This window comes from Streptomyces sp. NBC_00669 (assembly GCF_036226785.1).
Lineage (GTDB): Bacteria > Actinomycetota > Actinomycetes > Streptomycetales > Streptomycetaceae > Actinacidiphila.
This window is the reverse complement of the sequence record NZ_CP109018.1, coordinates 443509-470499: the sequence shown is the minus strand read 5'-3', so window position 1 is coordinate 470499 and position 26991 is coordinate 443509. Positions and strand designations below refer to the sequence as shown.

Below are 26991 nucleotides of genomic sequence, written 5' to 3'. Positions count from 1 at the left end.
CGAGGACGCAGAGGCGATCATGACGACCAAGCTGATGACCATGACGCGGCAGCTCGAAGTCCTGTCCGACGAACACCGCGACAGGTTGATGGCGCTGGCCAGGGAAGTGGAGTTCCCCGCGGGCAGCCGCATCTTCGAGGAGCGGGGAACGGCAGACCGGTTCTGGATCGTGCGGGACGGCGACATCGCGCTGGAGATGCGGGTGCCCGGCGAACGTCCCGTGCAGATCGAGACGCTCGGTCAGGGGTCCCTGCTGGGATGGTCGTGGCTGTTCCCGCCGCGCAGGTGGCACATGGGCGCCAGAACGCTCACCCCGGTCCGCGCCTACGAGTTCGACGCGGAGGCCGTGCGGGCGCTCTGCCGGGAGGACCAGGAGTTCGGCTATGTCTTCGTGCTGGCCTGCGCCGAGACCATCGGGCACCGGCTCGAAGACGCCCGGAACCGACTGCTGGACGTGCTCGGCCCGCACGGCAGCGGACTGCCGCACTGACAGGCCGGTTGCACAGCAAAGGCGGTGCGAACGATGACGAATCCCGTGCTCGTAGGGATCGACGGCTCCGCGGAGAGCCTCTCGGCGGCCGACTGGGCCGGCGAGGAGGCGGCACGGCGGAACCTGCCGATCAGGCTGCTGAACGTCTGGGCCAATCCGGTGAGCAACGTCCAGTTCTCGCCCAACCCCGAAGGAATGCGCTTCTGGGCGGAAGGCCAGGTGCGCGAGGCGGGAAGGCGGATGACCGAACGCCACCCGCACATGGCGGTCGAAGCACAGCAGATCTACGGCGTCCCGGGGCAGGTGCTGCTCCACGCCGCTGACGCCTCGGAGCTGACCGTACTCGGCCATCATGGCCGAGGAGCGGTAGCCGACTCCGTGCTGGGCGGAACGGCTCTGCACGTGCTGGCGCGCTCCGGCCGGCCCGTGGTGCTGGTCCGCGCGGACCAGCCCGCGGACGAGACCGGCAAGGTCGTCGTCCTCGGCCTCGACCTCGGGCGGCCGTGCGAGTCCCTGTTGACGTTCGCCTTCGAGCAGGCGGCGGATCGAGGAGCCGTGGTGCACGCCGTGCACGTCTGGAACGAGCACGAGGTGCACCTCGCGGCCCCGACACCGGGCGCGGGCCTGGCCGCACAGGTACTGGCCGAGCAGGAACGCGGGTTGGCTCAGGCTCTCGCGCCGTGGCGGCAGAAGTTCCCCTCGGTCGAGGTCCGGCACTCGGTCCTCCAGGGCCCGGTCGCCCAGCGACTGGCAGAGGCGGGCAAGGACGCCGACCTGCTGGTCATCGGTCGCCGCCGCCTGCATGCGCCGAGCGTGGTCCACATCGGGCCCGTGGCCCGTGCCGTGCTGCACCATGCGGCCCGTCCGGTCGCCGTCGTCTCGCACGAGTGACCGCGGCAGGGAAGGTCCCGTTCACGACCAACAGGATGTATTCGCAACCGGAGGTACTCAAGATGACCGACGTCGTCAAGGAAGAACAGCGCATCGTGGTCGGAGTCGACGGCTCCGAGCCGTCCAAGGAGGCCCTTCGATGGGCCGTCGACCAAGGCCGGCTGACCGGAGCGGCCGTCGAAGCGATAGCGGCCTGGGAGCCGCCCACCGACTGGTACGGGATGGTGCCGAAGTCCGACCGTCCATCCACGGTCGAGGAGACAGCGGAACGGAATCTGGCCGAGACGGTGGACCAGGCAGTGGGCTCGCACCCCGGCGTCGACGTGCGGACGACCGTGGCGAAGGGGAATCCCGCGGCCGTACTGCTGAAGGCGGCGCGTGATGCGCGACTGCTCGTGGTCGGGAACCGTGGCCGCGGCGAATTCACCGAGGCACTTCTGGGCTCGGTCAGCCTGCGCTGCACGCAGCACGCCACGAGGCCGGTGGTCGTCATCCGTGAGGACAGCTGAGAGCAGAGCCTCGCCGGCCTCGCGCCGAGCGGCCCCGAGCCGACGGCCGAAGGCCGTACGAGTGGAGTCCTCCGCGTCCTCGTCGTACGTTCGCGAGCGGATCGGCGGAGCACGGGGCCGAATGGACCGTTCGGCCCTGGCACCGGAGGCTCGCGCGCTTCATGATCGGAGAACCGGGGCGGCAGAACACTGGGTGAAGGGTCGGCGGACATGAGCGACGCGCGGCAGTTCTCACCGCAGGAACCGATCAGGGTCTTCCTGCTGGACGACCACGAGGTCGTCCGGCGAGGGGTGCACGACCTGCTGGACGCGGAGCCCGACATCGCGGTGATCGGGGAGGCCGCGACCGCGGACCACGCACTCGCCCGGGGGCCCGCGCTACGGCCGGACGTCGCGGTGCTCGACGTGCGGCTCCCCGACGGGGACGGCATCACCGTCTGCCGCGAACTGCGCTCGCGGATGCCCGATCTCGCGTGTCTGATGCTCACCTCCTTCGACGACGACGACGCGCTGCTCGACGCGATCATGGCGGGCGCCGCGGGCTATGTGCTGAAGCAGATCAAGGGCTCGGACCTGGTCTCGGCGGTGCGCACGGTCGCGTCCGGGCAGTCGATGCTGGACCCGGCCACCACGACGCGGCTGATGAGCAACCTGCGCGGCGGCGAGGAGGACGCGGAACCCGAGGCGGAGGCGCTGTCCGGCCTGACCCCGAGGGAGCGCGAGATCCTGGGCCTGATCGGCGAGGGGCTGACCAACGCGCAGATCGGCAAGCGGCTCTACCTGTCGGAGAAGACGGTCAAGAACAACGTCTCGCGGCTGCTGGCCAAGCTCGGCGTGGAGCGCCGCGTCCAGGCAGCCGTCATCGCCACGCAAGGGGCGGCGCAGACCTCCAGCCCTGATCACGGCCGGCACTGACCCCCGGACCGCCCGGCCGCATCCGCGGACCCCGCAGGTCCGTGGCGCTGGCTCGGTCACCGGGTCCCGGACAGCGCGCGGTTGAGTTCCACGACGTCGACGTGTTTCTGGCCCAGGAAGCCCAGGGCCCGGCTTTGGACGTGTGCGGCGACGAGCCGGTGCACCACCGCCGAGGCAAGCCCGCGGGCTCTGGCGACCCGGCCGACCTGCTCGTAGGCGTAGGCGGGGGAGATGTCCGGGTCGAGTCCCGAGCCGCCGGCCGTCAACGCGTCGACGGGCACCGTCCGCGGTGGGACGCCGTCGAAGGCCGCCACCGCCGCGCGCCGCTCCCGGATCTCCCTGATCAGCGTGGCGTTGTTCGGTCCGAGGTTGGACGCGCCGGAGGCGAGCGGATCGTACGACCCGGCGGACGGGCGCGGCTGGAACCACCTCGGGTCGGGCGACGCGGTGGTCCGTCCCGTGCCGGGCGGCAGGTCGAAGGTCTGGCCGAGCAGGCTGGAAGCGGCTGTCCGCCCGTGGACCTTCACCAGCGAGCCGTTGGCACGGTGCGGGAAGGTGGCCTGCGCGATGCCGGTGACGAGCAGCGGATAGGCGACGCCGGTGATCACGGTGAACACGATCAGCAGCCGCAGGGCCGCGACGTGCTGCCGGACCACCGTGCCGAAGGTCTGGGCCATCGGGTCGCTCCCTTGCTCGCCCGGCGCTCGGCGCGGTCCGGGAATGATCAGCGCAGTCCGGGGATGAACTGCACGACGAGGTCGATGAGTTTGATGCCGGCGAACGGCACGACGAGCCCGCCCAGGCCGTACAGCCAGATGTTGCGGTTGAGCAGCGCCGAGGCCGAGGACGGGCGGTAGCGCACCCCCCGCAGGGCAAGCGGGATCAGCACGACGATGATCAGGGCGTTGAAGATGATCGCCGAGGTGATGGCCGAGGTCGGGCTGTGCAGCTTCATGATGTTGAGCTTGTCCAGGCCCGAGTAGACCCCGGCGAACATCGCCGGGATGATCGCGAAGTACTTCGCGACATCGTTGGCGATCGAGAAGGTCGTCAACGCGCCCCGGGTGATGAGCAGTTGCTTGCCGATCTCGACGATCTCGATGAGCTTGGTGGGGTTGGAGTCCAGGTCCACCATGTTCCCGGCCTCCTTGGCGGCCGAGGTGCCGGTGTTCATGGCGACGCCGACGTCGGCCTGGGCGAGGGCGGGTGCGTCGTTGGTGCCGTCGCCGGTCATCGCGACGAGTTTGCCGCCGGCCTGCTCCCGTTTGATGAGCGCCATCTTGTCCTCGGGGGTGGCCTCGGCGAGGAAGTCGTCGACGCCGGCCTCGTCGGCGATGGCCTTGGCGGTGAGCGGGTTGTCGCCGGTGATCATCACGGTGCGGATGCCCATCCGGCGCAGCTCGTCGAAGCGCTCGCGCATGCCGGCCTTGACGACGTCCTTGAGGTGGATGACACCAAGCACGCGCGCGGTCGGGGTGCCGTCTCGCCGCAGGACCTCGCCCACGACCAGTGGAGTGCCACCACTGGCGGAGATGCCGTCGACGATCTCGCCGACCTGATGGGAGGGGTGGCCGCCCGCCTGGCGCACCCAGCGGATCACCGACACCGCCGCGCCCTTGCGCAGCGCCCGGCCCGGCGGGTCGTCCAGGTCCACGCCGCTCATCCGGCTCTGAGCGGTGAACGGGACGAACGTGGCGTGGGCGAGTTCACCTTCACCACGGCCGCGTAGCGCGTGCCGCTGTTTGGCGAGGATCACGATGGATCGACCCTCCGGCGTCTCGTCGGCGATCGACGAGAGCTGGGCGGCGTCGGCGAGTTCCTCGACGTCGATCCCCTCCACCGGGTGGAACTCCGCGGCCTGCCGGTTGCCGAGGGTGATGGTGCCGGTCTTGTCCAGCAGCAGGGTGTTGACGTCGCCGGCGGCCTCGACCGCGCGCCCGGACATCGCCAGCACGTTGCGCTGCACCAGCCGGTCCATGCCGGCGATGCCGATCGCCGACAGAAGGGCGCCGATCGTGGTGGGGATCAGGGCGACAGCCAGCGCGACCAGGATCACGATGGACTGCTCGGCGCCGGCGAAGACGGCGAACGGCTGCAGGGTGACGACGGCCACGAGGAAGACGATGGTCAGCGAGGCGAGCAGGATGTTGAGCGCGATCTCGTTGGGCGTCTTCTGCCGCGAGGCGCCCTCGACGAGGGCGATCATCCGGTCGATGAAGGTCTCACCGGGCTTGGAGGTGATCTTCACGACGATCCGGTCCGACAGGACCTTCGTGCCTCCGGTCACGGCGCTGCGATCGCCGCCGGACTCGCGGATCACCGGCGCGGACTCGCCGGTGACCGCCGACTCGTCGACCGAGGCGATGCCCTCGACGACGTCGCCGTCCCCCGGGATGACCTGCCCGGCCTCGACCACCACGTGGTCGCCCAGCCGCAGCTCGTTGGCCGGGACCGGCTCCTCCTGCGCGGTCGCGCCTCCCGGGGCCCAACCGGTCAACCGCCTGGCCGTGGTGGCGGTCTTGGTACGCCGCAGCGTCTCCGCCTGCGCCTTCCCCCGCCCCTCGGCCACGGCCTCGGCCAGATTGGCGAACACCGTCGTCAGCCAGAGCCAGACGCTGATCACCCAGGCGAAGACACTGGGGTTCCTGATCGCCGACACCGTGGTGAGCACCGCGCCGACCTCGACCACGAACATCACCGGATTGTGGTACATCACGCGCGGGTGGAGCTTGCGCAGCGCGCCGGGGGCGGACCGTAGCAGCAGCTTCCTATCGAGCACGCCACCGGCGATCCGGCGTGGCGGTTCACCGCCCGGCCTCCCGTTCCCGGCCGGCTGCGGAGGCCGACCCGCGGTCGCGGACATCAGTGCAGTCCTTCCGCGAGCGGCCCGAGTGCGAGGGCGGGGAAGTAGGTGAGCCCGACGACGATCAGGATCACCGCCGCGAGCAGTCCGACGAACTGGGGCCGGTGCGTGGGCAGGGTGCCCGCGGTGGCCGGCACGGGCTGCTGGCCGGCCAGCGAGCCGGCCAGTGCCAGGACGAAGACCATCGGCAGGAATCGGCCGACGAGCATCGCCAGGCCGAGCGCGGTGTTGTACCAGGTGGTGTCGGCCGACAGACCGGCGAACGCCGAGCCGTTGTTGTTGGCGGCGGAGGTGAACGCGTAGAGCACCTCGGAGAAGCCGTGCGGCCCGGAGTTGAGCATCGCCGCCCGCTCGCCCGGAAGGGACATCGCGATCCCGGCGCCGACCAGCACGATCGCCGGCGTGGTGAGGATGTACAGCGAGGCGAACTTCATCTCCCGGCTGCGCAGCTTCTTGCCCAGGTACTCCGGGGTGCGGCCGACCATCAGCCCGGCCACGAACACGGCGATCACCGCCAGAACCAGGATTCCGTAGAGCCCGGAACCGGTGCCGCCGGGCGCGATCTCACCCAGCATCATGTTGAAGATCGTCATCCCGCCGCCGCCGGGCGTGTACGAGTCGTGGGAGGAGTCGACCGCGCCGGTCGAGGTGAGCGTGGTGGACGCCGCGAACAGTGCCGAGGCCCAGATCCCGAACCGCTGCTCCTTGCCCTCCATCATTCCGCCGGCGTCGTGCCCTGCCGTACTGCTGACACTGTGCAGTTCGTTGGCCGTGATCAGGGCGACGGACGCGGCCCAGATCAGGACCATCACCGCCACGATCGCGTAACTCTGCCGGTGGTCGCCGACCATCACCCCGAAGGTGCGAGGCAGCGAGAAGGAGACGACCAGGAGGAGGTAGATCTCGACGAGGTTGGTGAAGGCGGTCGGATTCTCGAACGGGTGGGCGGAGTTGGCGTTGTAGAAGCCGCCACCGTTCGTGCCCAGTTCCTTGATCGCCTCCTGGGAGGCGACCGGTCCGCCGGTGATGCCCTGGTGGCCACCGGCGATCGTGGTGACGTCCTGGACACCGTGAAGGTTCTGGATGACACCGGCCGCGACGAGCACGATCGCGAAGACGAACGAGATCGGCAGCAGCACCCGAAGCACGATCCGGGTCAGGTCCACCCAGAAGTTCCCCACGCGATCGGTTCTCGTCCGGGTGAATCCGCGGATCAGCGCGGCGACGACGGCGATACCGACCGCCGCGGATGCGAAGTTCTGCACGGCCAGCCCCGCCATCTGCACGAGGTGTCCGAGGGCCGACTCACCCGAGTACGACTGCCAGTTCGTGTTCGTGACGAAGGACGCCGCGGTGTTGAACGCCTGGTCGGCCTTCATCGACGGGGTGCCCAGGGCGAGCAGCAGATGGTTCTGCAGGCGCAGGAAGCCGTAGAGGAACAGGACGGAGACCGCGGAGAACGCCAGCACGCTGCGCAGGTAGGCCGCCCATGTCTGGGTGGCGTCCCCGTCGATACCGCCCGCCCGGTAGACCAGGCGTTCCACTCGCCAGTGCCGGCCGGAGGACAGGACGTGGGCCAGGTAGTCGCCCAGCGGACGGAACGACGCGGCCACGGCCGCCACCAGCAGCAGGATCTCCAGCCAGCCGCCGAGAGTGTCGCTCACCTCAGAACCTCTCGGGGAAGATCAGGCACAGCACCAGATAGACCACGAGAGCCGCGGCGACGACCAGTCCGACGATGTTGTCCGCGCTCACAGCCGGCCGACCCCTCTGGCGATCGCGCCCAGAAGCGCGAACACCACGATGGTCAGGCCGATGAAGACGAGGTCCGCCATCGCCGGAATACACCTCGCTTGCGCTGACGCTGAACCGGAACCGCCGGGAAGGCGGCCCGGATGCCAAAAGGAAACGGAACCGGAACCGAACTCCGGCGAACCGCGCGGAAGAAACGCCCCGCACGTCATGGCGTCTTCCCGCAGCGCCTCGACGTTAGCGGAGGTCAACGCGTACGCGGCCGCACCACACGGCCGCCGACGGAGTGAATCCCGGCGGGGCGGGGAACGACACGAGGGACGGGCGACAGGCGCACACGCGGATGTCCCCTCACCGACTGCTGGGAGAACCGCCTGTCACCGGGGAGTCGCGCGGGGCATGCGGAGCAGCCGGCCGTGGGCCGCCGCGGAGTGGGTCACGACGCATACGTCGATGTCGTCACCGGAGCCTTCGACGATGGCCTCACCGATGCCGCGGCTGAACAACCTCTGCAGGCGGCTGCGCCGGGTGGCACCGATCAGGATCTGACTGGCGTTCACCTGCCGGGCGAAGTCGAGGATGGCGTGGGCGCGGTCGCTGCCGGTGACGGTGTGGCAGGTGCCGCCGAGTTCCTCGACCAGGGCGCGCTGGCAGGCCGGCAGGCCGGAGGAGCGGGAGGCGAGGGTGTCGTCCGGCTCGACGTGCACGGCGAGGAACTCCCCACCCGCGCCGCGCGAGGCGGTGCGTTTGGCACGGCGGATGAGGGTGTCTCCCTCGTCCCCACCGGAGAGGGCGACCAGAACTCGCTCGCGGGTGGACCAGGGCCGCTGGATGCCGTGGTCGTGGCGGTAGCGCTGGAGTGCCTCCTCCGCGCGGTCGGCCACCCACAGCAGGGCGATCTCGCGCAGGGCGGTGAGGTTTCCGGCGCGGAAGTAGTTGGCCAGCGCCGTCTCGGCCTTGTCCCGCGGATAGATGTTGCCGTGGACCATCCGCCGGCGCAGCGCCTCGGCCGACATGTCCACGAGTTCGATCTGGTCCGCGCCCCGGACCACGTCGTCGGGCACGGTTTCGTGCTGCTTGGCACCGGTGATGTGCTCCACCACGTCGTTGAGCGACTCGAGGTGCTGGATGTTGACGGTGGAGATCACGTCGATGCCCGCGGCCAGCAGTTCGTGGATGTCCTGCCAGCGCTTCTCGTGGCGCGAGCCGGGGACGTCGGTGTGGGCCATCTCGTCGACCAGGGCGACCTGCGGGTGCCGGAGGAGTACGGCGTCGAGGTCCATCTCGGTGAAGGTGCAGTGGCGGTATCCCACGGTCCGGCGCGGCACGCTCTCCAGGCCCTCGGCCATCTGCCGGGTCAGCGGCCTGCCGTAGTCCTCCATGTACGCGATGACCACGTCGGTGCCCCGCTTGGCTCGGCGATGTCCCTCGCCGAGCATCGCGTACGTCTTGCCCACTCCGGAAGCCGCCCCGAGGTACACCCGCAGAATTCCGCGCACCACGGTCGCTCCCTTCTCGCCCTTGCGAGCTGACCGTCCGACGTGGCACCGGTCCCGCCCGCTCCGGCATGGGCCAGGCGGTCCGGCGACCCCTCTTCCGTCCTTACCTCCACATTCCCACCTCAATCCCGCTCAACGGGATATCTCCCACTCAACGGGATGTCTCCCGCGCACCGTCGCCGGCTGAGAGCGGGACCGTCGCCAGGGACGTTGGGCCCCAGCCTCCGCCGACGAAGCGCGTCATGCTGGTCCGAGAAGGAGGCGCAGTATGAGGACGTTGCCCCATCCGCACACGGGGGAGGGGGCTGCCGCGCTGGGAGCCTTCGTCGTGGCCGCGCTGGAACTCGTCGCCCTGAGCACTGCTCCGGCCGGGGACCGTCCGGTCATCGCGGCCGCCCTGGTCGGCGCCGCCCTGGTCTTCCTTCTCCTGGCCGGGGTACGGCACAGATGCCGCCGGTGCTCCGTCCAGCCGGTCCAGGCGGCTCCGTCGAAGGCCGTGGACAAGGACTGGTTCACCGCCGAATCGGTGCAGGACTTTCCGATCGAAGCCGTCAGGCCACTGCTGTCATGTGCGGACCCGCCGTCCCTGAGCAGCCTGTACAGCGCATGGGTCTTCGCCACCGAGGGCCACGACGCCGTATGGATCGAACGCCACCTCGGTCTGTCCCCGGTGGCGGTGCACACGCTGTGCGAGGTGGCCCGCACACGCCGACAAGGCGAGGCCGGTGCGAGAGCGGGGCAGGGCAGCACATGAGGTCCGCGTCCGTCCGTATGGGCCTCCCGGCCCGGGGCGCGGGCCATCCGGCCCATGCGCGCGTCGGGGACCGGCGCAGAGGGTGGAGGCGGGGGTGTATGCCGGACGACCTGGAGGAGCCATGGACAAGGCAGCGCTCAAGAGCGGCCTCGGTCCCGTCGCGGTCGGCACGGACGGTTCGGAGCACGCTGCCACCGCCGTGCTGTGGGCTGCCTCGGAAGCAGCGTGCCGAGGCCGGCCGCTGACCGTGGTGTACGCGGTGGGGAACGATCAGACCCGGTGGTTCGGACCCGGCGGGGAGCGGTTGCTGCTCGAGGAAGGCGACCGCTGCCTCCAAGCCACGGTCGGACTCGTCTCCTCGCGCTCTCCGGAACTGTCGGTCGAGACGGTGCTCAGCCGGGGCGACCCCGCCGAGAGCGTTCTGGAAGCGGCCGGCGCCGACGGCACCGCTGTGGTGGGCTCCCGCGGCCTGGGCGGGTTCTCCGGTCTGCTGCTGGGTTCGGTGAGCCTGCGCGCGGCGGCCCGGGCGCAGGGGCCGCTTGTCGTGGTGCGCGAGATCGCCGAGCCGGAGACGGGAGTGGTGGCCGCGGCGGTGCGCGACGACGGCGACCGTGACGCGCTGCGGTTCGCCGCGCGCACGGCGCTGGCGCACGGTGCCACGCTGCGGGTGGTGAGTGCCTGGATGTTCCTGGAAGGCGTGGGAAGCATGGTCCCGTTGGTCGACGACGTGGGGGCCATCGCGGCGGACGAGGCCGCCGCCACGCGCCGGACGGTGCGGCCGATCCGTCAGGAGTTCCCGGACCTGGAGATCACCGAGGAGACGGTGCGCACGAGGTCCGTGGGAGGCGCGCTCGTCGCGGTCTCCGAGCAGGCCGACCTGCTCGTCATGGGCGCCCGCAGGCCCGCCCACGCGTTCCGCACGCCCTTCGGGGGCGTGACCCACGCGGTGCTCCACCACGCGCGCTGCCCCGTCGCGGTGATCCATCGCGGCTGACCGGAACCCGGCGAAGGCGGTGACCGGGACCGACCGTCCCACCACCGGGACCTCCGGCCCCTTCCTGGGGCACCGACCGGAGACCCACGCTGGAGACGAGACCCGACCGAGGAGGCAAACGCGATGCGCCGCAATGTCACTGCCGGAATCGACGGTTCGGCCGCCGCTGTCGCTGCATGCGAGTGGGCGGCCCGCGAAGCGGAGCTGCACGGGGTGTCCCTGCGTCTCCTCCACGCCGTGGCCCCCTTGCCCGGGCGCGCCACGGTCACCACGCCGACCGATCCCGCTCCCCGCCCCAGGACGGCGGCTCGGGTGGGCCCCGAGGCCGAGGACCGTATCCGTGACGAGTTCCCGGATCTGCAGGTCGTGACCGACGAGATCGCGGCGCGCCCCGTCGACGCGCTGGTGAGCACCGCCGAGGACACCGAGATGCTCGTCCTGGGGTCGCACGGGGCGGGAGCGGTCTCCCAGACGCTCCTCGGCTCGGTGGGACGGGGTGTCGCGGGACGCGCGACCTGCCCCGTCGTGCTTGTGCCCGAGGATGCCGGCAGCGCAGAGAACTCCGCCGGGCGGAGCACCGAGGGCCACACGCCGTCCGGGGATGTTGTCCTCGGGCTGGACCTCGACCGGACCGGCGACCGGGCGATCGGATTCGCCTTCGACGAGGCCGCTGCCAGGGGCGGGAGCCTTCGGGTGGTGCACGGTCGCTCCGGGCAGAACGCAGGCGGCCGCAGCGGGGAAGGTGAGGGAGCCGACCAGCAGGGTGCGGTCCGCTCGGAGGACGAGTTCGCGACGCAGGTGGAGTCCTGGCGGGCGAAGTACCCCACGGTGCAGGTGGTCAGCGAGGCCGCGGACGGCGCAGCCGACCGGCATCTCGCCCACGCGGCGACCTCGGCTTCCCTGGTCGTCCTCGGCCGTGGTTCCCGGGGCGGTGCCGGTGGCCTCGGGACGGTGGCCCACGCTGTTCTCCGCAGCGGTGCGGCTCCCGTTGCCGTTGTTCCGTGACGAACCGCCACATTCCATCTCCTCGGTTCCCGCGCCCATGCCAGTCCCTGCGGTCCGGTCCCGGCGGCGCGCCGCGCAGGGGCGGTACGTGAGGCTGGCAGGGCGATGGCTTCCGTGGCGGTGGGGAGGAGGGCCGGCCAGGGCGAGGGCGACCCGCGGGTGCGCCCGGCCGAAGTCCCGCAGGTCGTCGGAGAGGACGCCCTGGAGGACGGCGACCCCGGCGAAGCCGATCCGGACCGTTCCCGTCTCACCGTGCACTGGCTCCCGGGCCACCCGCAGGGCGCGGTCCGCCTGCGCCAGGGCTCTGCGAGTCGGCCGGTACAGGGCTCTGCGAGTCGGCCGGTACGGGAGAACAGGCGTCCGCCCACCTCCCGCTCGAGAGCCTGGACCTGGGCGCTGAGGGGGGACCGGGTGATGTGCGGCAGGACGGCGGCCCGGCAGAAGTGCCGTTCGTCGGCGACGGTGACGAAGCAGCTCAGGTGCCGCGGTTCCACCGTCCACTCGTGTCCGTCGTTTCAATCGCCTGGTTGATCGCGTCTTTCTGTTGGATCTGCCACTCCTGGTGGCACACGCTGGATGCATGAACGTGACATCTCAGGATCGACAGGATATCGCCGACCTCATGACCGGGTGGATCTACCGGGACCTGGGTGAGTGGGGCCGGCTGAAGGGCCTCTTCCACCCCGACGGCCGGATCGAGATCACCTGGTTCGAGGGGTCGGCGTACGAGTTCGTGGACGCCTCCGCCCGGATGGGGACCTCCGCCTTCCGGACCAAGCACCTGATCACCGCACCTGTGGTGACCTTCTCCACTGACGGTGCCCGGGCCGTCAGCGAGACCAACGCCGTCATCATCGGCGAGAACGTCGACCTGCGCCTCGGCTGCAACGGGCACAACCGATTCATCGACCGCCTGGAGAAGCGGGACGGGACGTGGCGCATCAGCGACCGCAAGAGCGTCTACGACTTCGGCGCCTTCACCTTCCCCGCCGGGGTCGTCGACATCGACGCGGAGACAGTGGCCCGGTACCCGCGGGAGTACGCCGCTCTCGCCTACCTGCTGGAGGCCAGCGGATTCCCGGTGAGCCGGGTCTTCGCGACCAAAGGCAGCGACCTGGAACGCGACATCAAGGAGTCCGCCTTCGCCTGGCTGGGCGAGCAGGCCGACAGCTGACGACCACCGCAGCGAACGAGAAATGCAGAGAGGCACGATAGAACTGGTCACGAGAGAAGAGCACAGGCAGCACGCCGGAGTGGCCACGGCGTCCGCCGCGCGGACGGCCGGGGCGGGCGCAGGGGGCGCCCACCCCGGCCGGGTCAGAGGCGAGGGCCGCTCAGGAAGGGAGTTTCCATTGCTGGTTGCTGCCGCCGTTGCAGTCCCAGATATCGAGCTGGGTGCCGTTGTCGGTATCGAAGCCGGGGATGTCCAGGCAACGCCCCGAGGCGGGGTTGACCAGCGTGCCGTTGGTCGGCTCCCATTGCTGGTTGGCGCCGCCGTTGCAGTCCCACAGCTCGACGAGCGTGCCGTTGGCAGTGCTGCCGCCGGTGACGTCCAGGCACTTACCCGATGCTTGGAGGGTGCCGTTGCTGTAGGTCCAGTTCTGGGCCGGGGTGGTGTTGCAGTCCCACACGTCGGCCTTGGTGCCGTTGGTTGCCGAGCCGGTGTAGTCGTCCAGGCACTTCGAGGTGTTCAGGCCCGAGGTGATCGGGCCGGTGGGCGGTTGCGCGGTGCCGGTGCCCGGCGTGATCGACAGGTTGTCGAACTGGTCGGTGCGGTACCCCTGGATGCCCAGGCCTGCCTGTCCGGACAGGAACGAGGCGTCGGTCACCGACCCGATCTGCTTGCCGTCGACCTTTGCGCTGATCGTCGTGCCCTGGAAGGTGAACGACAGGTTGTGCCAGGTCTGGGTGCCCAGCGCGGTTGTCGTCCCGGTGGCCAGCGTGTGGTTCGAGCCGTCTGTGTACATCTTCTCGATCCACCACTGCCCGGTGTCCCTGATCCGGAAGTAGTACGCGTTCATGTGCGACTGCGGCCGCTGCTGGGTATTCGCCCGCCCGATCAACTCGGTGGTGCCCGCACTGCGCAGGTAGACGTCCGAGCTGACGGTGTAGTTGGACCAGGTGGTGTCACCGATCAGCGAGTAGGTGTCGGAGTCGTCCTGCCACTCGATCGGCTTGACCGGCGCCATCTGCTGCAGGCACTGGCCCGACCGGCCCGAGCACGGCTGGGCCTCGAAGGCACCCTGCATGTCGGAGAGGTACTTCGCCTCCGAACCTGAGGAGTAGCTGTCGAAGTTGTCCGTGTAGGGCAGGGCGAGCGCGTGTCCGGCAGGACCCGCCGCGGTCCCTTTGCCCTGGCCGGTGGTGGTGGTGACCGTGTACACGTAGCCGGGCTGGAGGGTCAGCGAGTAGGAGCCGCCCGAGGGGGTGACGTCCTGGGTGTGGACGAAGTCCGTCGCCGCACTCGGGGAGTTCACCCGCGTCGCCCACACATGGGCGGTGCCTGTGGACAAGCCGCCCTGGACGTGCAGGTTCACCGTTTGCGCCGCGCTCGCGGTGGTCGTCTCCAGGACGGTGGAGTAGTCGCTGCCGTTCGGGGACTTGAGACTGACGTAGGCGCCGTTGGACTCCGAGCCGCCGAGATAGCCGGACGCGGAGTCGATGAACTTCCATCCGGGCTGCGCGAACTGGGTGACCTGCGCGGTCGCCCAGGTGTTCTCGCCCACGCTGTACTGGCCCGACCAGGGCGATGGCGCGGTGAGCAGGCCCACGGTGCTGTAGGGCAGGTTGGGGTAGATCGCGGCGGCCAGCGGCCAGTTGAGGTAGGCGGTCATCTTGGCGTCGGTGTAGCCGCGCACGATGGAGCGGATCAGCGCGGGTGCGCCGGTGTTCATGTCCTGCGAGCCGTTCTCGGAGGCCCACAATGGTTTGCCGTTGTTCTGGGCGGTGGTGGTGCTGGAGCAGCTCGTCGCCGGTCCGCCGTCGCCCTGGCAGGGGTAGTGGGCCCCGATGACGGAGACCGCGTTGTTGAAGTCGGAGTTCTTGGCCATGTCGTCGGCGGTGTCCCAACCGCTGTCGTCGGCCACGATCTGTACGCCGGAGTAGCCGGCGCTGTTCAGCGCGGAGCGCAGCTGGATGTACCAGTTGACGTCGTGGCCGCGTTCGTTCCAGCCACCGAGGTACTTGATGTTCAGGCCGTGCTGCTTGGCACAGCCGAGCCAGGAGATCAGGTAGTTGATGGTGTCGGTGGACCAGAAGCCGCCGTTGATCCAGCCGGGCGCGGCCCATGCCAGGCCGTACAGGCCGATGTCCGGGTTGCGCTGGACAGCCTGTTCGGCGAGCCAGAACTCGTAGCCGGCGTTGCAGTTGACGGTTCCGCGGCTGTGCTCGATGGACGGCTCGGCGCCGTCGGTGGAGTTGGCGTCACCGCCGATCTCCAGTTTCAGCAGCTGGAGGTCGGCGCCGTAGCCGGGTTTGAACAGGTAGTCCAGGATCTGCTGCTGCTGGGCGGCCGGATAGTCCCGCAGCAGGCGGGAGTTGCCGCCGCCGCCGCTGATCGCGCCGATACCGTCGAACGTTCGTCCGCCCTGCGTCCCGTCCACGGTGATGGTCGAGGTCGCGGCGTGTGCGGGGGCGATGCTGCTGACCGACAGGACAGCAGCGAGCAGCGCCAGCACCCATAAGGGGGCTAGTCGCCCGAGTCGGGTCATCACTGACACCCTTTCATTGGGGGGAATGGCGCACAGTGTGTGGTCGTGTTGAGTTGGCGGTCAACCCTGTTGCAAACAAAAACAGAATTGGACATGCCGTGTCTCCGTCCTCGGGGCGGGCGGGCAGGCCTCTGGTCAGCGAACGAGCGCCCCTCAGCCGCCCCACGGCCTGTTCGTGGACCCCGGGCGACGGCGGCCGCCGAGCTTGGCTCCCAGGCATCCGCCGACGGGCCGCCGCGGAGCGACCCGCTTGTGCGATCCAGGTTTGCGCAACCATTCCGCCGCAGCTGAACGGGACATGCGCCGGGGGAGCGCCCGGGGCGGAGCGCGGACGTGCGGCGGTGACGGCACCGGTCCGATCGGCCCGGGCGACTTGGTTTCGGCCACTTCGCAGCTCCCGCGGTGCCGCGGGCCCCACTGGTGGCGTTTGCGCGGACACGCCACTGACCAGCGGTCCTGGCTGGTGGTGTGCACCACGAGAGGACGGTGGATCACATGAAGGAACGCTCACGTTCCCCCATTGTCGACAGCTGAAGTGGCCGCATCCTGTTGGATATTGTTCGCTGATTCGGTCGATTGTGTTGACAGCGTCGGTGGATGGGCCTTTGCTGTCGGGCGTCCACCTCCGCCCGCCCGGTGCATTCCGTGCCGTCCCGAGGAGAGGTCCCAGCGATGCAACGATGGCGCATCCCCCTGGCGGCGAGCCTGCTGTTCCGCGGATTGGCCACGCCCAGCGCCGCCGGCCATCCTGCGGCCGCGACCGGCTCGGCGTCTTCGGCCAACCCGTTGCGCGGCACCTCCAACGGGGGCAACACCTTTCCCGGCGCCGACACCCCGTTCGGGATGGTGCGGTGGGGCCGTGCCGCCTCCACTCGCCCACCCGGAGGTGACTACGCGTGTTCTGACAACGTTATCGCCGGGTTCGGCTTGACACCCGGCACCTCCGACCTGGCCCTGGACGGCCCGCTGTTCACGTCCGTCGACGTGACACTCGGCAGCGGCGGCCACCACTGGAGCTGTGGGACTGCAACGGCGGCACGAACCAGCAGTGGACGACCTTGCCCGTTTCCTGAAGGCGGACCATCCCGACCGCGCCCGCCCAACCGGCCGAGAGCCGCACACAGCGTCGCCCACGCTGTGCAGCGCCTCCCGGCACATCCCGGTCACCGCCGCGCGCTGTGCCACAGCCAAAGCGGCGACCTTCCCCCCAATGCACCACCGACAGGACGGTTTTCCGAACCATGAGAAGAAGATCTGCCGCCATCGCCGCGGCATGTACGACATTCATGCTGGCCGGCGCGGGCATGCTGACCGTGTCCACGGCACACGCGGACACGTTGCCGTCGCCCGACAGCGTGTTCCAGAGCTGGAACGACAACTTCCTGGTGACCGGCGGCAGCACCGGGACGTACTACACCGACGAGCTGAAGAGCCAGGGCACCGAGCGGGCGGGCACCTGGATCGGGGCGCTGGACATCCTGGTCGCCGATGACGTGTACCTGCGTACCCGCACTCCCACCGACCGACAGCGGGTCAGCGACCTGGTCAGCACCTTCCTGGACAAGGAGGGCACCAACTGGACGTCGTGGGACGGCTGGAACGACGACATCGCGTGGATGATCACCGCCACCCTGGACGGCTACAAGGCCACCGGCAACACCAGCTGGCTGAACACCGCGGCCGACCAGTGGAACTCCACCTACAACCGCGGCTGGACCGGCGACGGCGGCGGCGGCATCTGGGAGAACGACACCGACTACAGCAAGTGCGCCCTGAGCAACGACCCCATGATCAGTACCGGCGTCGGCCTGTACGAGGCCACCGGGGACGGCGCGTACCTCACCAAGGCCGAGCAGATCTACACCTGGATGCGTGGCCACGTCGTGGACACCTCCAGCGGTGTCGTCAACGAGTGCGTGGCCTTCCCCAACGGCCCCGGTGGCTCCACCATCGTGCAGACGTCTGACAACGCCTACAACGCCGGGTCATGGATCGAGGCTGCCGACGACCTGTACCGGACCACCGGCAACACCTCGTACAGGGACGACGCGCAGCGCACCGCCGACCACTTCCTGAACAACGTGCCGATCGTGGCGAACAACGGAACGAGAGGGAGTTCCTACCAGTACTGGCTGTTCAAGGGCATGAGCGACTTCTGCACCGACGCGAACCTGTGCAGCCGCTACAGCGCCTACATGAACTCCAACGCCGCCCAGGCATGGAGCGAGCGCAACAGCGCGAACCTGACCTGGAACGACTGGACCAAGCCCACCAACGACACCAACCCGGACGCGTTCGAGATGAACGGAATGGTCGGCCTGTTCCAGGTGCTGCCGAACACAGCCGCGTCACCGTTCTCGGGTGACTACCGGATCGAGAACGCCACCAGCGGCCTGTCCCTTACCGTGCAGAACGGCTCCACCGCCAACTCCGCCCCGATCGTGCAAGGCGCGGACACCACGGACGGCAGCGCGTCCTGGTCCTTCGTCCCGGAGAGCAACGGCTACTACGAGATCAAGAACACCCACAGCGGCCGACTGCTCAACATCAGTGCGGCCTCGGGCAAGCCCGGCGGCTTGGCCGTGCAGTGGCCGGCCGGAAGCACCGCCCAAGGCAACGATCAATGGAAGCCGGTCCGCAACTCTGACGGCACCTGGTCCTTCTACAACCGCAACAGCCAGTTCGCCCTCGACGACCCCGCGGGAAGCACGACCTCCGGCACCCAGTACGAGCAGTGGAGCCCCACCGACAACTCCAACCAGCGCTTCACTCTGATCTCACGCTCGACCGGCACCGGGCCGTCAGGAGGCACCGGCCCGGTCCGGTCGGGCGTGGCAGGAAAGTGCCTCGACCTGCCCGGCGGCAACACCGCCAACGGAACCAAGGCGGAACTGTGGACGTGCAACGGCAACAGCAACCAGTCATGGTCGCTGGCGCAGGACAACACCCTGCGCATCTCGGGCAAATGCCTGGACGCCACCGGCGGCGGCACGGCCAACGGTACCCCGCTGGAGATCTGGGACTGCATCGGCGGCAGCAACCAGATCTGGCAGCCCTACAACGACGGGTACCGCAACCCCGCCTCCGGCCGCTGCATCGACGACCCCGGCGCTTCCACCACCGACGGCACCCAGCTGGAGCTGTGGGACTGCAACGCAGCAGCCCAGCAGATCTGGTCACTGCCCGGCTCATGAGCGCCTGAGAGCCGACGGATCACCGCCCGGACCAACGAGCCGGGCGGCGATCCGTCATGTCTTCTCCGCATGAGGAAGCCCAATAGTCTGTGCTTATGGGTGCCGGCCTTTCTGGCCGCGCTGCTGGCCGCGAGCGCGGCGCCGTCTACCCGAAGGGACTGGGCACGAACTCGATCAGCGACGTCACCATCTACCTCGGCGGCAACTGCTCCGAGTTCACCTCCACGGTCGGCAACGACGCCGACGCCACGGAGACTGGGCCGCACCCAAGCTCACCTGCTCCGGCTGACGAACGGCGGCCCCCCGGGCCGGCTGCGCACGCCCATGTGCGGCCGGCCCGGACAGGCCACCAGCGCACCATGACGAGAGACCGCGGGCCCCATCGCTCCTGACAGGGGTGCCCGCAACTGCCCGATGCAGCGGTTCCGCGCGTGTGCGTACGATGAGCGCCGTGGACGCATCCAGCGATACCGCCGCCGGGCACGCTTCGACGGCTACCTCCACGCGCGGCACCTACCTCGGCCAGACCCGGGAAGAACGCGCAACCGACCGGCACGAGCGACTGATGAAGGCGGCCTTCGAACTGTTCGCCGCGCGCTCCTACGACGACGTGACCGTGGCCGATGTCTGCGCACACGCCAAAGTGGCGAAACGCTACTTCTACGATCACTTCACAGACCGGGGCGCCTTGCTCACCGCGGTCCACCAGGAGCGGAACGAATGGCTGCTCGCCGGCGTCGAAGCCGCGGTGCCGCGACAGCCGGCCGCCCTGCAAGATCTCCTCAGGCCGATGATGACGGCCCTGACCACCATGCTCGCCGCGGACCCCTCGTCGGCCCGCGTCATCTACCTCAACGCTCCGAGAATGGAACTGCGCCGCCGCGACGTCCTACGTGAAGACGCCAAGCGATTCGGCACGTTCGTCACCACAACACTGCGGCGGGAACCCCGGGACCTGCTCCGGCACCATCGCGCGATGATCGCGCTGGCAGCGGGAATCTCCGAGGTGATCATCGAATGGCTGGACGAAGGCATGCCCGACGACCCCCACACCCTCGCCGACCACCTGACCGGCCTCGCCACAGCACTGCTCGCCCCAGCCCTGTGAACAGCGCCCCGAAAGTCCTGTGAGCAGCGCCCGGGAAGACGGTCAGCGCTCGGTGTGAGTTGCTCTGAGACGCCATCCGCTCATCGACGGCGGGGCTGGGCTGGTCGGGGGCGGGTGGCGGAAGGCAACCGGGTGGGCTCGGGCGTGCGAACTGTTCCCCCCCGAACTCGCCCGCGACGTCGGCCTCGTCGGCCGCCACCTCGGCTGGTTCCACGTTCTCCCCGGCGCCGCCGCACCACGTCTCCTCGGTGTCGATCCACACCGTCCTGCCCGGGATTCGCTGCCACGCCCCGAATGCCGTCCGACTCCTCCGGAGCGGCAAGGAGCTTGCGGGGCGTTGACCCGGGTGAGGTACCGCGGCAGGCATCGGTCGCCAGGGACCCCCGGATCGCCGCGACGATCTCCGTGCCTGGGGCCGTTCGGCTGGGTCGCTGACACCAACGGCGGAGCTTGGCCCCGTCGGTCGGGTGTCGCGTCCGCCGTTCGCCCGATCCTGGCGGCGGACCGCATCTGCCCGGGTCGCGGGCAGGGCTCCGTCCCGCGCACCCACCTCCGTCCGAAGGAAAACGATGAAGCGCTTGCCCACGTTCGCTCAGGCCACCAGGATCGCCGTCGCCGCGGCAGGCTCCCTGGCCGTGTTCGCCCTGCCCGCCGGTTCGGCGGCGGCGTCACCCGCCCCGCACCCGAGCGGCTCCGAGGGTCCGGTGTTCGTCCAGACGGACAACACCGCCGCCAACAAGGTCGTCGCCTACCATCGTGCCGCCGACGGCTCGCTCCACCGGCGGGGCACCTTCGCCACCGGTGGCAAGGGCGGCATGCTCGACGGCTCGGTGGTCGACCACCTCGCCTCGCAGGGCTCCCTCGCCTACGACTGCGCCCACCACCTGCTGTTCGCGGTCAACGCGGGCAGCGACACCGTCACTGTCTTCTCGGTCGACGGCGACCGGCTCCACCGCGAGCAGGTCATCGGGTCCGGCGGCTCCTTCCCGGTCAGCGTCACCGTCCACCAGGACCGGGTCTACGTCCTCAACGCCCGCGAGGGCGGCTCCGTCCAGGGCTACCGGATCGCCGGCGGCGGCAGGCTGGAGCGGGTCGCCGGATGGAACCGCCACCTCGGTCTCGACACCACCACGGCACCGGAGTTCACCCACACCCCCGGCCAGGTGTCCTTCACCCCGGACGGCTCCCAGGTGGTCGTCACCACGAAGGCGGGCGGCAGCAGCATCGACGTCTTCGGGGTGCGCCCCTCCGGAGCCCTGTCCGCCCGGCCGGTCGTGAACGTGGAGAGCGGAGCGGTTCCGTTCGGCTTCACCTTCGACGGCCGGGGCCGGCTGGTCGTCACCGACGCGGGCACCAACGCCGTACTGACCTTCGCGATCCGCCGGGACGGCACCGCAGTCCGGCTCGACGACGCGCCCACCGGCGAGCAGGCCACCTGCTGGATCGTCCGCGCCGGCGACCGCTTCTACGCCTCCAACGCCGGCAGCAACACGCTTTCCGGCTTCCGGCAAACCGGCCGCGCGACGCTCGAACCGCTCGGCAACACCGCGACCGGCGACGGCACCGTCGACTCCGCCGTCACCCCCGACCAGCGCTTCCTCTACGTCCAGACCGGCGCCACCGGTGGCGTCGACGCTTTCCGCGTCCGGCCGGACGGCTCCCTCGGCAAGGTCGGCACCGTCACCGTCCCCGACGCCGTCGGCGGCGAGGGAATCGTCGCCCTGTAGCCCTGTAGCCCTGTAGCCCTGTAGCCCTGTAGCCCTGTAGCCCCGACGCCCGGAAGGTCACTGCTCGGCGGCCGGCATACGGCCGGATCGAACGCCCCCGACCGTCCACGCCGAACCCGAGCCGGCACCGTGGTTCGATTCCGGTCGGCCACGCGTTGATGCGGCGGGCCGGTCAGGGGCGGCCGGGCTGTTCGCACGCGGCCCGGCCTTCCGCTGCCGCTTCACCTTCGGCCACGTCGAGCAGTGTCCACGGGGCTTGGAGGGCGTACGTGGTTCGGGGTTGATCTGACGGTACGGCGGGCGGTGGCGCACCTGGACGCCGTCGGGAACGGGACGTTGACCATGGCCGTGCACAACGGCATTGGCGTGCCGGAGCACTTGGACATGGTGGCTGCTCCGGACGCGGGGCGCGGCTCGTTGACGCGGGCGGTGAAGGGCGAGGACAGGGCGCTCACCGACGCCGGCATCCTGTTGCCGGCCGGGAGCACCGTCACTTTCGGCGGGAGAGGCACGAAGGGTCCGACGATCAGCCTGGTCCACGTCTATGGCGTGACTGCCGCCCACACGCTGCCGTTGTTCCTCCGGTTCGGGGTGGCGCGGCCGGCACGCCTGTCGGCGGTCGTGGCTTCGACGTGGCCCGCACTGTCCTGACCTATGATCACTGCCGGTGAGTCGGGGAAGCCGGTCGGCGACGTGTCCTTGGACGTCCGCCGTGAAAGGTTCTCGATGACTTCGCCCAGTCCCGGCCGAGCCACCAGATCCGTTCCGTCGCCCTTGCGGGCTGGTCCGCGCCGTTCGGTGCTCTTCTTCGCGTTCGCCTTCGCGGTGATCGCCGATCCGGTCTCTTCCGTCGCCTACGCGATCGAGGCCGCACTGCGCGCCCTGCACGGTGACCTGGCGCTGCTGCTGCCGACGATGTCGCTGGTGGTGGGGCTGGTCGTGGTGGTGACCGCCAACTACTGGCAGCTGGTGCGGCGCTTCCCCAAGGGCGGTGGTGCCGCGGCCGCGGCGGGGCGGGCGTTCGGGGCGCGGTGGACGTTCCTGCCGATCGGGGCGCTGGTGGTGGACTTCGTCCTGACCATCGGCATCTCCATCTCCGCTGCCACCAGCGCCGTGATCGCCCTGGCGTCGGGGCTGGCGCCGGCGCGGATTCCGCTGGCGCTGGTCCTGCTGGTCGTCGTGGCGGGCCTGACGTGGTTCGGGCACGGCGGTCGGTTGCTGTTCGCCGTCATGACCGCGCTGTTCGTCGTCGTGTCGGGTGCGGTGCTGGTGCTGGGCTTCACCGCGCCGCACGCCCTGGGGCACGCGCCGTCCTCGACCGACCCCGGCCGCTCCGCCGTGGTCGCGGTCGTGCTCGCGTTCCCGGTGGCGATGGCACTGGCGACGGGTATCGAGGCGCCGTCCACGGCGATCGCGCAGCTCGGTCAGCTCGGCGACGCCGACCGTCGGCGCTTCGGCCGCGGAACCCTGGCGCTGCTGGTGGTGATCGTGGGCGGCCTCACCTTGGCGCTCACCGCGCTGTCGGTCCGGCTGCACATCGGCCTGCCGGGCGGGGACTCCACCCAGATCGCCGACATCGCACACGCGGCGGCCGGCCCGGGGTGGCTGTACGGGGCCTTCCAGCTGACCAGCGCGTTGCTGCTGCTGGCAGCGGCGAGCTCCTCCTTCCAGGCGGGCCCCGGTCTGCTGAAGGCACTGGCCGGCACGACGACGCGTCCCGGGGTGCTGCCGCCGGTGCTGGGCCGGGTCAACAAACACCACACGCCGTACTGGTCGGTGCTCGTGTACCTGACGGCCTCCGCACTGGTCATCGTCGGGGCGACCGCGAAGGAGCAGCGGCTGGTGCTGTTCTACGCGGTCGCGGTCTTCGTCAGCTTCCTCGTCGGCCTGCTCGCGATGACCCGCTTCGCCCGGACCGAGCGCAAGCCCGCGCTCGCTTCGTTCAACGCCCTGGCCGCGGCAGCGGTGGCCTTCACCCTCGTGGTGAACCTGCTGCGCGGCTGGCCGATCCTGTCCATGGCGGCCACGTTGCTGATCGCCGCGGCCCTGTACGTCCGCTGGGCGCGGGTGGGACGGCCGAGCGGCATCGAGGACATCGAAGCGGAGGCGGAGGAGTGAGCCGGCGCGGCATCGGGCTGGGGCAGCGCGAAGTACCGCGGCCAGAGGTAGCGGGCGCAGGCGCCGGTGAAGACGGCCAGCGCCGCGAGGCGGTTGCTCAACCACGGACATCCGGCGCCGCTGGTGATCCGGGCGGGCGGCAAAGCCTTCTTTGCGGCGCCGGCCGAGTACGCGTGCCGCTCGGTCTGCGCAGCGCAGCCGGGGATCACCACCCGGTGCCCGGTTCGGTGCCCCTGGGCGCGGGTGACCAGATGCTCCTGTACACCGATGGCGTGACGGAGGCTCACGACACGGCCGGCTCGTTCTACCCGCTTTGCGAGCGCGTTCATCTCCTCGGCCCCGGTGACCCGGACGCGGCGCTCGACGCTGCGCGGGCCGATGTCGCCGCCCTTACCGCGGGGCCTCCGCTCGACGACGCGGCCATGCTGCTGTTCCGCTTCCGCGCATCCCTGCCCCTGGACTCCGGTGGCGCGGTTCCGTTTGCCGCGAAGCCCGGCCGTCGCGCGGCGGACGGCGAGGGCCCCGTCGGTGATGCTGCGATCCGGTGACGCGGTGAGGCGATTTGCTATGACAGTGCAAAAGTTGCATAGACTGAGGACGGCGGGAGGCGTCCCAGTGGGGACTGGCGCCCTCGTCTCAGGTCGGGTCGCCGGAGGAGGGCGGAGGGGATGCCGGAGCGGACATCGCCACAGTCAGGCAACGCCCTTCCCGGCCACCCGGCCGCACGAAGCTCGACCGTCCCGTTGACGGCACTGGGTGGTCCGAGCGGCACGGTCTGAGATCCGGCGCCAAGCCCTGGCGGCCGCCCTCGCGGGAGGCGGGCTGGTGGAATCCGTGCTCGCCGCGTTACGCCTCTGATCCCTGTCGCCCGACCGCGAAGCGCAGCCCGTCACCAGGCGGGAACGGCCGCCGCGCTGACGGAGGGTTCCGAGCCGGCCTCGGTGAACGCGTGCAGCGCCTTGAGGAGTTCGCGGCGGCGTACGGCGGGCATGGCCTCGACGATGCGGGCGATCTCCTTGCGGCGGCGCTCGGTCGCCTCCGTGACGGTGCGGCGCCCGGCGGCGGTCAGCGAGATCAGCGTGGTGCGGCGGTCGTGCGGTACGGTGCCGCGCTCGACCATCGACACCGCCACGAGCCGGTCGATCATGCGCATCGCGGTGGACGGCTGGACGTCCAGTTCGGCGGCCAGCGCGGACAGGCTGAGGGGGCCGCGGGTGTGCAGCGCCACGAGCATCCGGAACTGCGGGAGGGTCAGTGACTCCTCCACCGCCGCGAGAGAGCGGGCGGAGACGGCGACCAGGAGCCGTGAGGCGGTCAGTAGCGCACTGACCATGGCCTCGGCGTCGTTGTCCGGATCGGACTGGGAAGCGACCATGGACACCTTTCTACAGGCCCAGGGTCGCTTCCCGCCGCCACGGGCACGACATTCGGCGGCGGCCGACCGCCGGGGGAGGGGTCACGGGGACGCGGCGGTCCTGGACGCGTGTCGCAGGGCGCGGAGGATGTTCTGGTGGGTGATCCAGCCGGTGAGGTGTTCGCGGGCGTCGTCGAGGACGGGTAGGCCGGCGCCTTCGGCGGTGACGAGGGCGTCGAGCGCGGTGGACAGGTCGGTGGTGGCGGTGACGGGGGCGGGCAGATGGGCGATGGTGTCGACGGTGGCGGTGGCGTGTGCTCCGTCGGCGAGGGTCTCGGCGGCGGTGCGGGCGGTCGCGGTGCCGAGGTAGGTGCCGTCCGTGGTGATCGGCAGGACGCCGTGCGGGGAGCGGGCCAGTGCTTCGGCCGCCTCGGCGAGGGGGGTGGCGCCGTCCAGCGGGTCGGGGACGGGTTCCATGACGGCGGAGACGGCGATGCCGGCGAGGACGGCATCGCCGGGGGTGTGGTCGAGGTCGACGCCGCGGCGGCGCAGTTTGAGGGTGTAGATCGTGTCGGCGGACATCGCGCGGCTGGTGAGGGTGGCCAGCACGATGGCGGTCATGAGCGGCAGGATGATGGTGTATTCGCCGGTGAGTTCGAACATGATGACCACGGCGGTGATCGGGGCGCGGGCCGCTCCCGCGAAGGCGGCGCCCATCCCGATCAGTCCGTAGGCCCCGACCGGTCCGGCGACCGAGGGCAGCAGGTGGTGGGCGGCGGCACCGTAGGCGGCGCCGAGGGTGGCGCCCATGAAAAGGGAGGGCGCGAAGACCCCGCCGCTGCCGCCGATGCCGATCGTCAGGCTGGTGGCGAGCATCTTGCCGAGGAGCAGGACCACGAGGAACCCGATCGCGTACTTCCCGCCGACGGCGTTCTCCAGTACGGGGTAGCCGACGCCGTACATCTCGGGCAGGACCAGCAGCAGGCCGCCGAGCAGCAGCCCGCCGAGTGCGGGGCGGGCCCACTCCGGGCCGCGCCAGGCCCAGTCGCAGGCGTCCTCCACCCGGTACAGGACCCGGGTGAACCCGACGCCGACGGCGCCGGCCAGCACGCCGAGTGCGGCGAACAGCAGGTACTGGGACAGGTGGGTGACGGTGAACGCGGGCAGGTGCAGGAAGGGGTGGTCGCCGAACGCGGCCCGGCCGATGACGCTGGCGGTGACCGAGGCGAGCACGACCATGCCGAACGACTCGGCGGTGAAGTCCCGCAGGATCAGCTCCATCGCGAAGAACACCCCTGCCAGCGGGGCGTTGAAGGTCGCCGCGATGCCGCCGGCCGCGCCGCACGCCACCAGCACCCGCATCCGGTCCTCCGCGACCCGTACGGTGCGGCCGAGCGTGGAGCCCAGCGCCGAGCCGATCTGCACGATCGGGCCCTCCCGGCCGACCGAGCCGCCGCCCCCGATGCACAGCGCTGAGGCCAGCGACTTCACCACCGCGACCTGCGGGGCGATCCGCCCGCCGCGCCGCGCGACGGCGTACATCACCTCGGGAACGCCGTGGCCGCGGGCCTCCTTCGCGTAACGCTGCACCAGCGGGCCGTAGACCAGTCCGGCCAGGACCGGGGCGAGCAGCACGAACCAGTGCCCGAGCCACGGCACATGCGGGTTGGCGACATGGCCGGCGGCGGAGTAGTCCGCGTGCCCGGACAGCGCGCGGGTGAAGGTCTTGATCAGCCAGCGGAACGCGATCGCGCCCACCCCCGCCCCGCAGCCGACGACCAGGGCCAGCACCAGCAGCCCGCTCTTCGCCTCACGCAGCAGCGGGAGCAGGGCAGCCGGTCCGCGGCGCACGCGGGGTGCCGATGTGGCGCGAAGGGAGGCCGTGGGGGAGTCGGGGTCCTTGGGCGGAAGGTCGGCAGGCGTCAGCATGATTGCATTATGCAATACAAACCCTTGCTCTGTGCAATAGTGTCATTGGGCAAGAGGTCGGACGGGGCTGATGCGGACGCCTCGTCCGCGCCTCCGCCGGGTCTACGTCTCCGAGGTGCCGCCGGGTCTCTTCCGGCCGTAGGACGTCGCGGCCACCCTTCTGGAGCAGCCGGACGCGA

The 26991-nt window shown here is 70.3% G+C and carries 25 protein-coding genes and 1 pseudogene; 16 read left to right on the top strand and 10 right to left on the bottom strand.

Going from position 1 to position 26991, the window contains the following annotated elements:
• Positions 1 to 19: 19 nt before the first annotated feature.
• The 4 genes from OG896_RS02030 to OG896_RS02015 all read left to right on the top strand — a co-directional run bounded on the left by OG896_RS02030 (position 20) and on the right by OG896_RS02015 (position 2805).
• Entirely contained in the window at positions 20 to 490 is a 471-nt protein-coding gene (locus OG896_RS02030; RefSeq protein ID WP_329361786.1) for a cyclic nucleotide-binding domain-containing protein, read from the top strand.
• A gap of 33 nt (positions 491 to 523) precedes the next feature.
• Entirely contained in the window at positions 524 to 1381 is an 858-nt protein-coding gene (locus tag OG896_RS02025; RefSeq protein WP_329361784.1) for a universal stress protein, read from the top strand.
• Positions 1382 to 1443: 62 nt separating this feature from the next.
• Positions 1444 to 1890, top strand: a complete 447-nt coding sequence (locus OG896_RS02020; RefSeq protein ID WP_329361782.1) for a universal stress protein — start codon at positions 1444 to 1446, stop codon at positions 1888 to 1890.
• Positions 1891 to 2100: 210 nt separating this feature from the next.
• Complete coding sequence (locus OG896_RS02015; protein WP_329361780.1) at positions 2101 to 2805, top strand: response regulator transcription factor; 705 nt, start codon at positions 2101 to 2103, stop codon at positions 2803 to 2805.
• Positions 2806 to 2861: 56 nt separating this feature from the next.
• Here OG896_RS02015 and kdpC read toward each other — a convergent pair whose 3' ends face one another.
• The 6 genes from kdpC to OG896_RS01985 form a co-directional block, all read right to left on the bottom strand.
• Positions 2862 to 3482: a potassium-transporting ATPase subunit KdpC gene (kdpC, locus tag OG896_RS02010; protein WP_329361777.1), complete on the bottom strand. Its 621-nt coding sequence runs from the start codon at positions 3480 to 3482 to the stop codon at positions 2862 to 2864.
• A gap of 47 nt (positions 3483 to 3529) precedes the next feature.
• A complete protein-coding gene (gene kdpB, locus OG896_RS02005; RefSeq protein WP_329361775.1) occupies positions 3530 to 5668 on the bottom strand; it encodes a potassium-transporting ATPase subunit KdpB in 2139 nt (712 codons plus the stop codon).
• Complete coding sequence (gene kdpA / locus OG896_RS02000; protein ID WP_329361773.1) at positions 5668 to 7332, bottom strand: potassium-transporting ATPase subunit KdpA; 1665 nt, start codon at positions 7330 to 7332, stop codon at positions 5668 to 5670. Before kdpA ends, kdpB begins: the two co-directional genes overlap by 1 nt.
• 1 nt (position 7333) lies before the next feature.
• Complete coding sequence (gene kdpF, locus OG896_RS01995) at positions 7334 to 7423, bottom strand: K(+)-transporting ATPase subunit F (RefSeq protein ID WP_329361771.1); 90 nt, start codon at positions 7421 to 7423, stop codon at positions 7334 to 7336.
• Positions 7420 to 7671, bottom strand: a complete 252-nt coding sequence (locus OG896_RS01990) for a hypothetical protein (RefSeq protein ID WP_329361769.1) — start codon at positions 7669 to 7671, stop codon at positions 7420 to 7422. The genes kdpF and OG896_RS01990 overlap by 4 nt, the downstream gene beginning before the upstream one ends.
• 126 nt (positions 7672 to 7797) lie before the next feature.
• Entirely contained in the window at positions 7798 to 8922 is a 1125-nt protein-coding gene (locus OG896_RS01985) for a universal stress protein (RefSeq protein WP_329361767.1), read from the bottom strand.
• Positions 8923 to 9187: 265 nt separating this feature from the next.
• On the opposite strand from OG896_RS01985, the gene OG896_RS01980 reads away from it, so the two are divergent.
• The 3 genes from OG896_RS01980 (at position 9188) to OG896_RS01970 (ending at position 11672) form a co-directional block, all read left to right on the top strand.
• Complete coding sequence (locus OG896_RS01980; RefSeq protein ID WP_329361765.1) at positions 9188 to 9673, top strand: hypothetical protein; 486 nt, start codon at positions 9188 to 9190, stop codon at positions 9671 to 9673.
• Between the two features lie 121 nt (positions 9674 to 9794).
• Positions 9795 to 10667, top strand: a complete 873-nt coding sequence (locus OG896_RS01975; protein WP_329361763.1) for a universal stress protein — start codon at positions 9795 to 9797, stop codon at positions 10665 to 10667.
• 123 nt (positions 10668 to 10790) lie between these two features.
• The gene (locus OG896_RS01970; RefSeq protein ID WP_329361761.1) at positions 10791 to 11672 is read left to right on the top strand and encodes a universal stress protein; all 882 of its coding nucleotides are present in this window, start codon (positions 10791 to 10793) and stop codon (positions 11670 to 11672) included.
• Between the two features lie 347 nt (positions 11673 to 12019).
• Here the strand turns inward: OG896_RS01970 and OG896_RS01965 are convergent.
• Positions 12020 to 12166, bottom strand: a pseudogene (locus OG896_RS01965) (helix-turn-helix domain-containing protein); the annotation flags it as partial.
• 86 nt (positions 12167 to 12252) lie between these two features.
• Between OG896_RS01965 and OG896_RS01960 the strand changes: the two are divergent.
• Positions 12253 to 12846: a nuclear transport factor 2 family protein gene (locus tag OG896_RS01960; protein WP_329361759.1), complete on the top strand. Its 594-nt coding sequence runs from the start codon at positions 12253 to 12255 to the stop codon at positions 12844 to 12846.
• 160 nt (positions 12847 to 13006) lie between these two features.
• Here OG896_RS01960 and OG896_RS01955 read toward each other — a convergent pair whose 3' ends face one another.
• Positions 13007 to 15382: a ricin-type beta-trefoil lectin domain protein gene (locus OG896_RS01955; protein ID WP_329361757.1), complete on the bottom strand. Its 2376-nt coding sequence runs from the start codon at positions 15380 to 15382 to the stop codon at positions 13007 to 13009.
• Between the two features lie 597 nt (positions 15383 to 15979).
• On the opposite strand from OG896_RS01955, the gene OG896_RS40385 reads away from it, so the two are divergent.
• From OG896_RS40385 to OG896_RS01925, 8 genes are all read left to right on the top strand, one after another.
• Positions 15980 to 16627, top strand: a complete 648-nt coding sequence (locus OG896_RS40385) for a hypothetical protein (RefSeq protein ID WP_443056906.1) — start codon at positions 15980 to 15982, stop codon at positions 16625 to 16627.
• The gene (locus tag OG896_RS01950; protein WP_329361755.1) at positions 16624 to 18576 is read left to right on the top strand and encodes an RICIN domain-containing protein; all 1953 of its coding nucleotides are present in this window, start codon (positions 16624 to 16626) and stop codon (positions 18574 to 18576) included. Before OG896_RS40385 ends, OG896_RS01950 begins: the two co-directional genes overlap by 4 nt.
• A 95-nt stretch (positions 18577 to 18671) precedes the next feature.
• Positions 18672 to 18968, top strand: coding sequence for an NPCBM/NEW2 domain-containing protein (locus OG896_RS40380; RefSeq protein ID WP_443056904.1), 297 nt, complete (start codon positions 18672 to 18674; stop codon positions 18966 to 18968).
• Between the two features lie 59 nt (positions 18969 to 19027).
• Positions 19028 to 19684, top strand: coding sequence for a TetR/AcrR family transcriptional regulator (locus OG896_RS01945; RefSeq protein WP_329361753.1), 657 nt, complete (start codon positions 19028 to 19030; stop codon positions 19682 to 19684).
• Between the two features lie 569 nt (positions 19685 to 20253).
• On the top strand, positions 20254 to 21411 hold the full coding sequence (locus OG896_RS01940; protein ID WP_329361751.1) for a lactonase family protein: 1158 nt from the start codon (positions 20254 to 20256) through the stop codon (positions 21409 to 21411).
• A 342-nt stretch (positions 21412 to 21753) separates the two neighbouring features.
• A complete protein-coding gene (locus OG896_RS01935; RefSeq protein ID WP_329361749.1) occupies positions 21754 to 22062 on the top strand; it encodes a hypothetical protein in 309 nt (102 codons plus the stop codon).
• Positions 22063 to 22137: 75 nt separating this feature from the next.
• Complete coding sequence (locus OG896_RS01930) at positions 22138 to 23529, top strand: amino acid permease (protein ID WP_329361747.1); 1392 nt, start codon at positions 22138 to 22140, stop codon at positions 23527 to 23529.
• A complete protein-coding gene (locus OG896_RS01925; protein ID WP_329361745.1) occupies positions 23526 to 24077 on the top strand; it encodes a SpoIIE family protein phosphatase in 552 nt (183 codons plus the stop codon). The genes OG896_RS01930 and OG896_RS01925 overlap by 4 nt, the downstream gene beginning before the upstream one ends.
• Before the next feature lie 341 nt (positions 24078 to 24418).
• Here OG896_RS01925 and OG896_RS01920 read toward each other — a convergent pair whose 3' ends face one another.
• Together OG896_RS01920 and OG896_RS01915 are read right to left on the bottom strand one after the other, a co-directional pair.
• Positions 24419 to 24904 carry a MarR family winged helix-turn-helix transcriptional regulator gene (locus OG896_RS01920; protein ID WP_329361743.1) on the bottom strand — a complete coding sequence of 162 codons (486 nt, stop codon included), beginning with the start codon at positions 24902 to 24904 and terminating at the stop codon, positions 24419 to 24421.
• Between the two features lie 81 nt (positions 24905 to 24985).
• Entirely contained in the window at positions 24986 to 26677 is a 1692-nt protein-coding gene (locus OG896_RS01915) for a chloride channel protein (protein WP_329373620.1), read from the bottom strand.
• Between the last annotated feature and the right edge of the window lie 314 nt (positions 26678 to 26991).

Bases quoted from the DNA above. Each gene is read 5' to 3' on its own strand.
- OG896_RS02030 (WP_329361786.1), top strand. From the start codon at position 20: ATGACGACCAAGCTGATGACCATGACGCGGCAGCTCGAAGTCCTGTCC.
- OG896_RS02025 (WP_329361784.1), top strand. From the start codon at position 524: ATGACGAATCCCGTGCTCGTAGGGATCGACGGCTCCGCGGAGAGCCTC.
- OG896_RS02020 (WP_329361782.1), top strand. From the start codon at position 1,444: ATGACCGACGTCGTCAAGGAAGAACAGCGCATCGTGGTCGGAGTCGAC.
- OG896_RS02015 (WP_329361780.1), top strand. From the start codon at position 2,101: ATGAGCGACGCGCGGCAGTTCTCACCGCAGGAACCGATCAGGGTCTTC.
- kdpC (WP_329361777.1), bottom strand. From the start codon at position 3,482: ATGGCCCAGACCTTCGGCACGGTGGTCCGGCAGCACGTCGCGGCCCTG.
- kdpB (WP_329361775.1), bottom strand. From the start codon at position 5,668: ATGTCCGCGACCGCGGGTCGGCCTCCGCAGCCGGCCGGGAACGGGAGG.
- OG896_RS01980 (WP_329361765.1), top strand. From the start codon at position 9,188: ATGAGGACGTTGCCCCATCCGCACACGGGGGAGGGGGCTGCCGCGCTG.
- OG896_RS01975 (WP_329361763.1), top strand. From the start codon at position 9,795: ATGGACAAGGCAGCGCTCAAGAGCGGCCTCGGTCCCGTCGCGGTCGGC.
- OG896_RS01970 (WP_329361761.1), top strand. From the start codon at position 10,791: ATGCGCCGCAATGTCACTGCCGGAATCGACGGTTCGGCCGCCGCTGTC.
- OG896_RS01960 (WP_329361759.1), top strand. From the start codon at position 12,253: ATGAACGTGACATCTCAGGATCGACAGGATATCGCCGACCTCATGACC.
- OG896_RS01955 (WP_329361757.1), bottom strand. From the start codon at position 15,382: ATGACCCGACTCGGGCGACTAGCCCCCTTATGGGTGCTGGCGCTGCTC.
- OG896_RS40385 (WP_443056906.1), top strand. From the start codon at position 15,980: ATGGGCCTTTGCTGTCGGGCGTCCACCTCCGCCCGCCCGGTGCATTCC.
- OG896_RS01950 (WP_329361755.1), top strand. From the start codon at position 16,624: ATGAGAAGAAGATCTGCCGCCATCGCCGCGGCATGTACGACATTCATG.
- OG896_RS40380 (WP_443056904.1), top strand. From the start codon at position 18,672: ATGGGTGCCGGCCTTTCTGGCCGCGCTGCTGGCCGCGAGCGCGGCGCC.
- OG896_RS01940 (WP_329361751.1), top strand. From the start codon at position 20,254: ATGAAGCGCTTGCCCACGTTCGCTCAGGCCACCAGGATCGCCGTCGCC.
- OG896_RS01935 (WP_329361749.1), top strand. From the start codon at position 21,754: ATGGCCGTGCACAACGGCATTGGCGTGCCGGAGCACTTGGACATGGTG.
- OG896_RS01930 (WP_329361747.1), top strand. From the start codon at position 22,138: ATGACTTCGCCCAGTCCCGGCCGAGCCACCAGATCCGTTCCGTCGCCC.
- OG896_RS01920 (WP_329361743.1), bottom strand. From the start codon at position 24,904: ATGGTCGCTTCCCAGTCCGATCCGGACAACGACGCCGAGGCCATGGTC.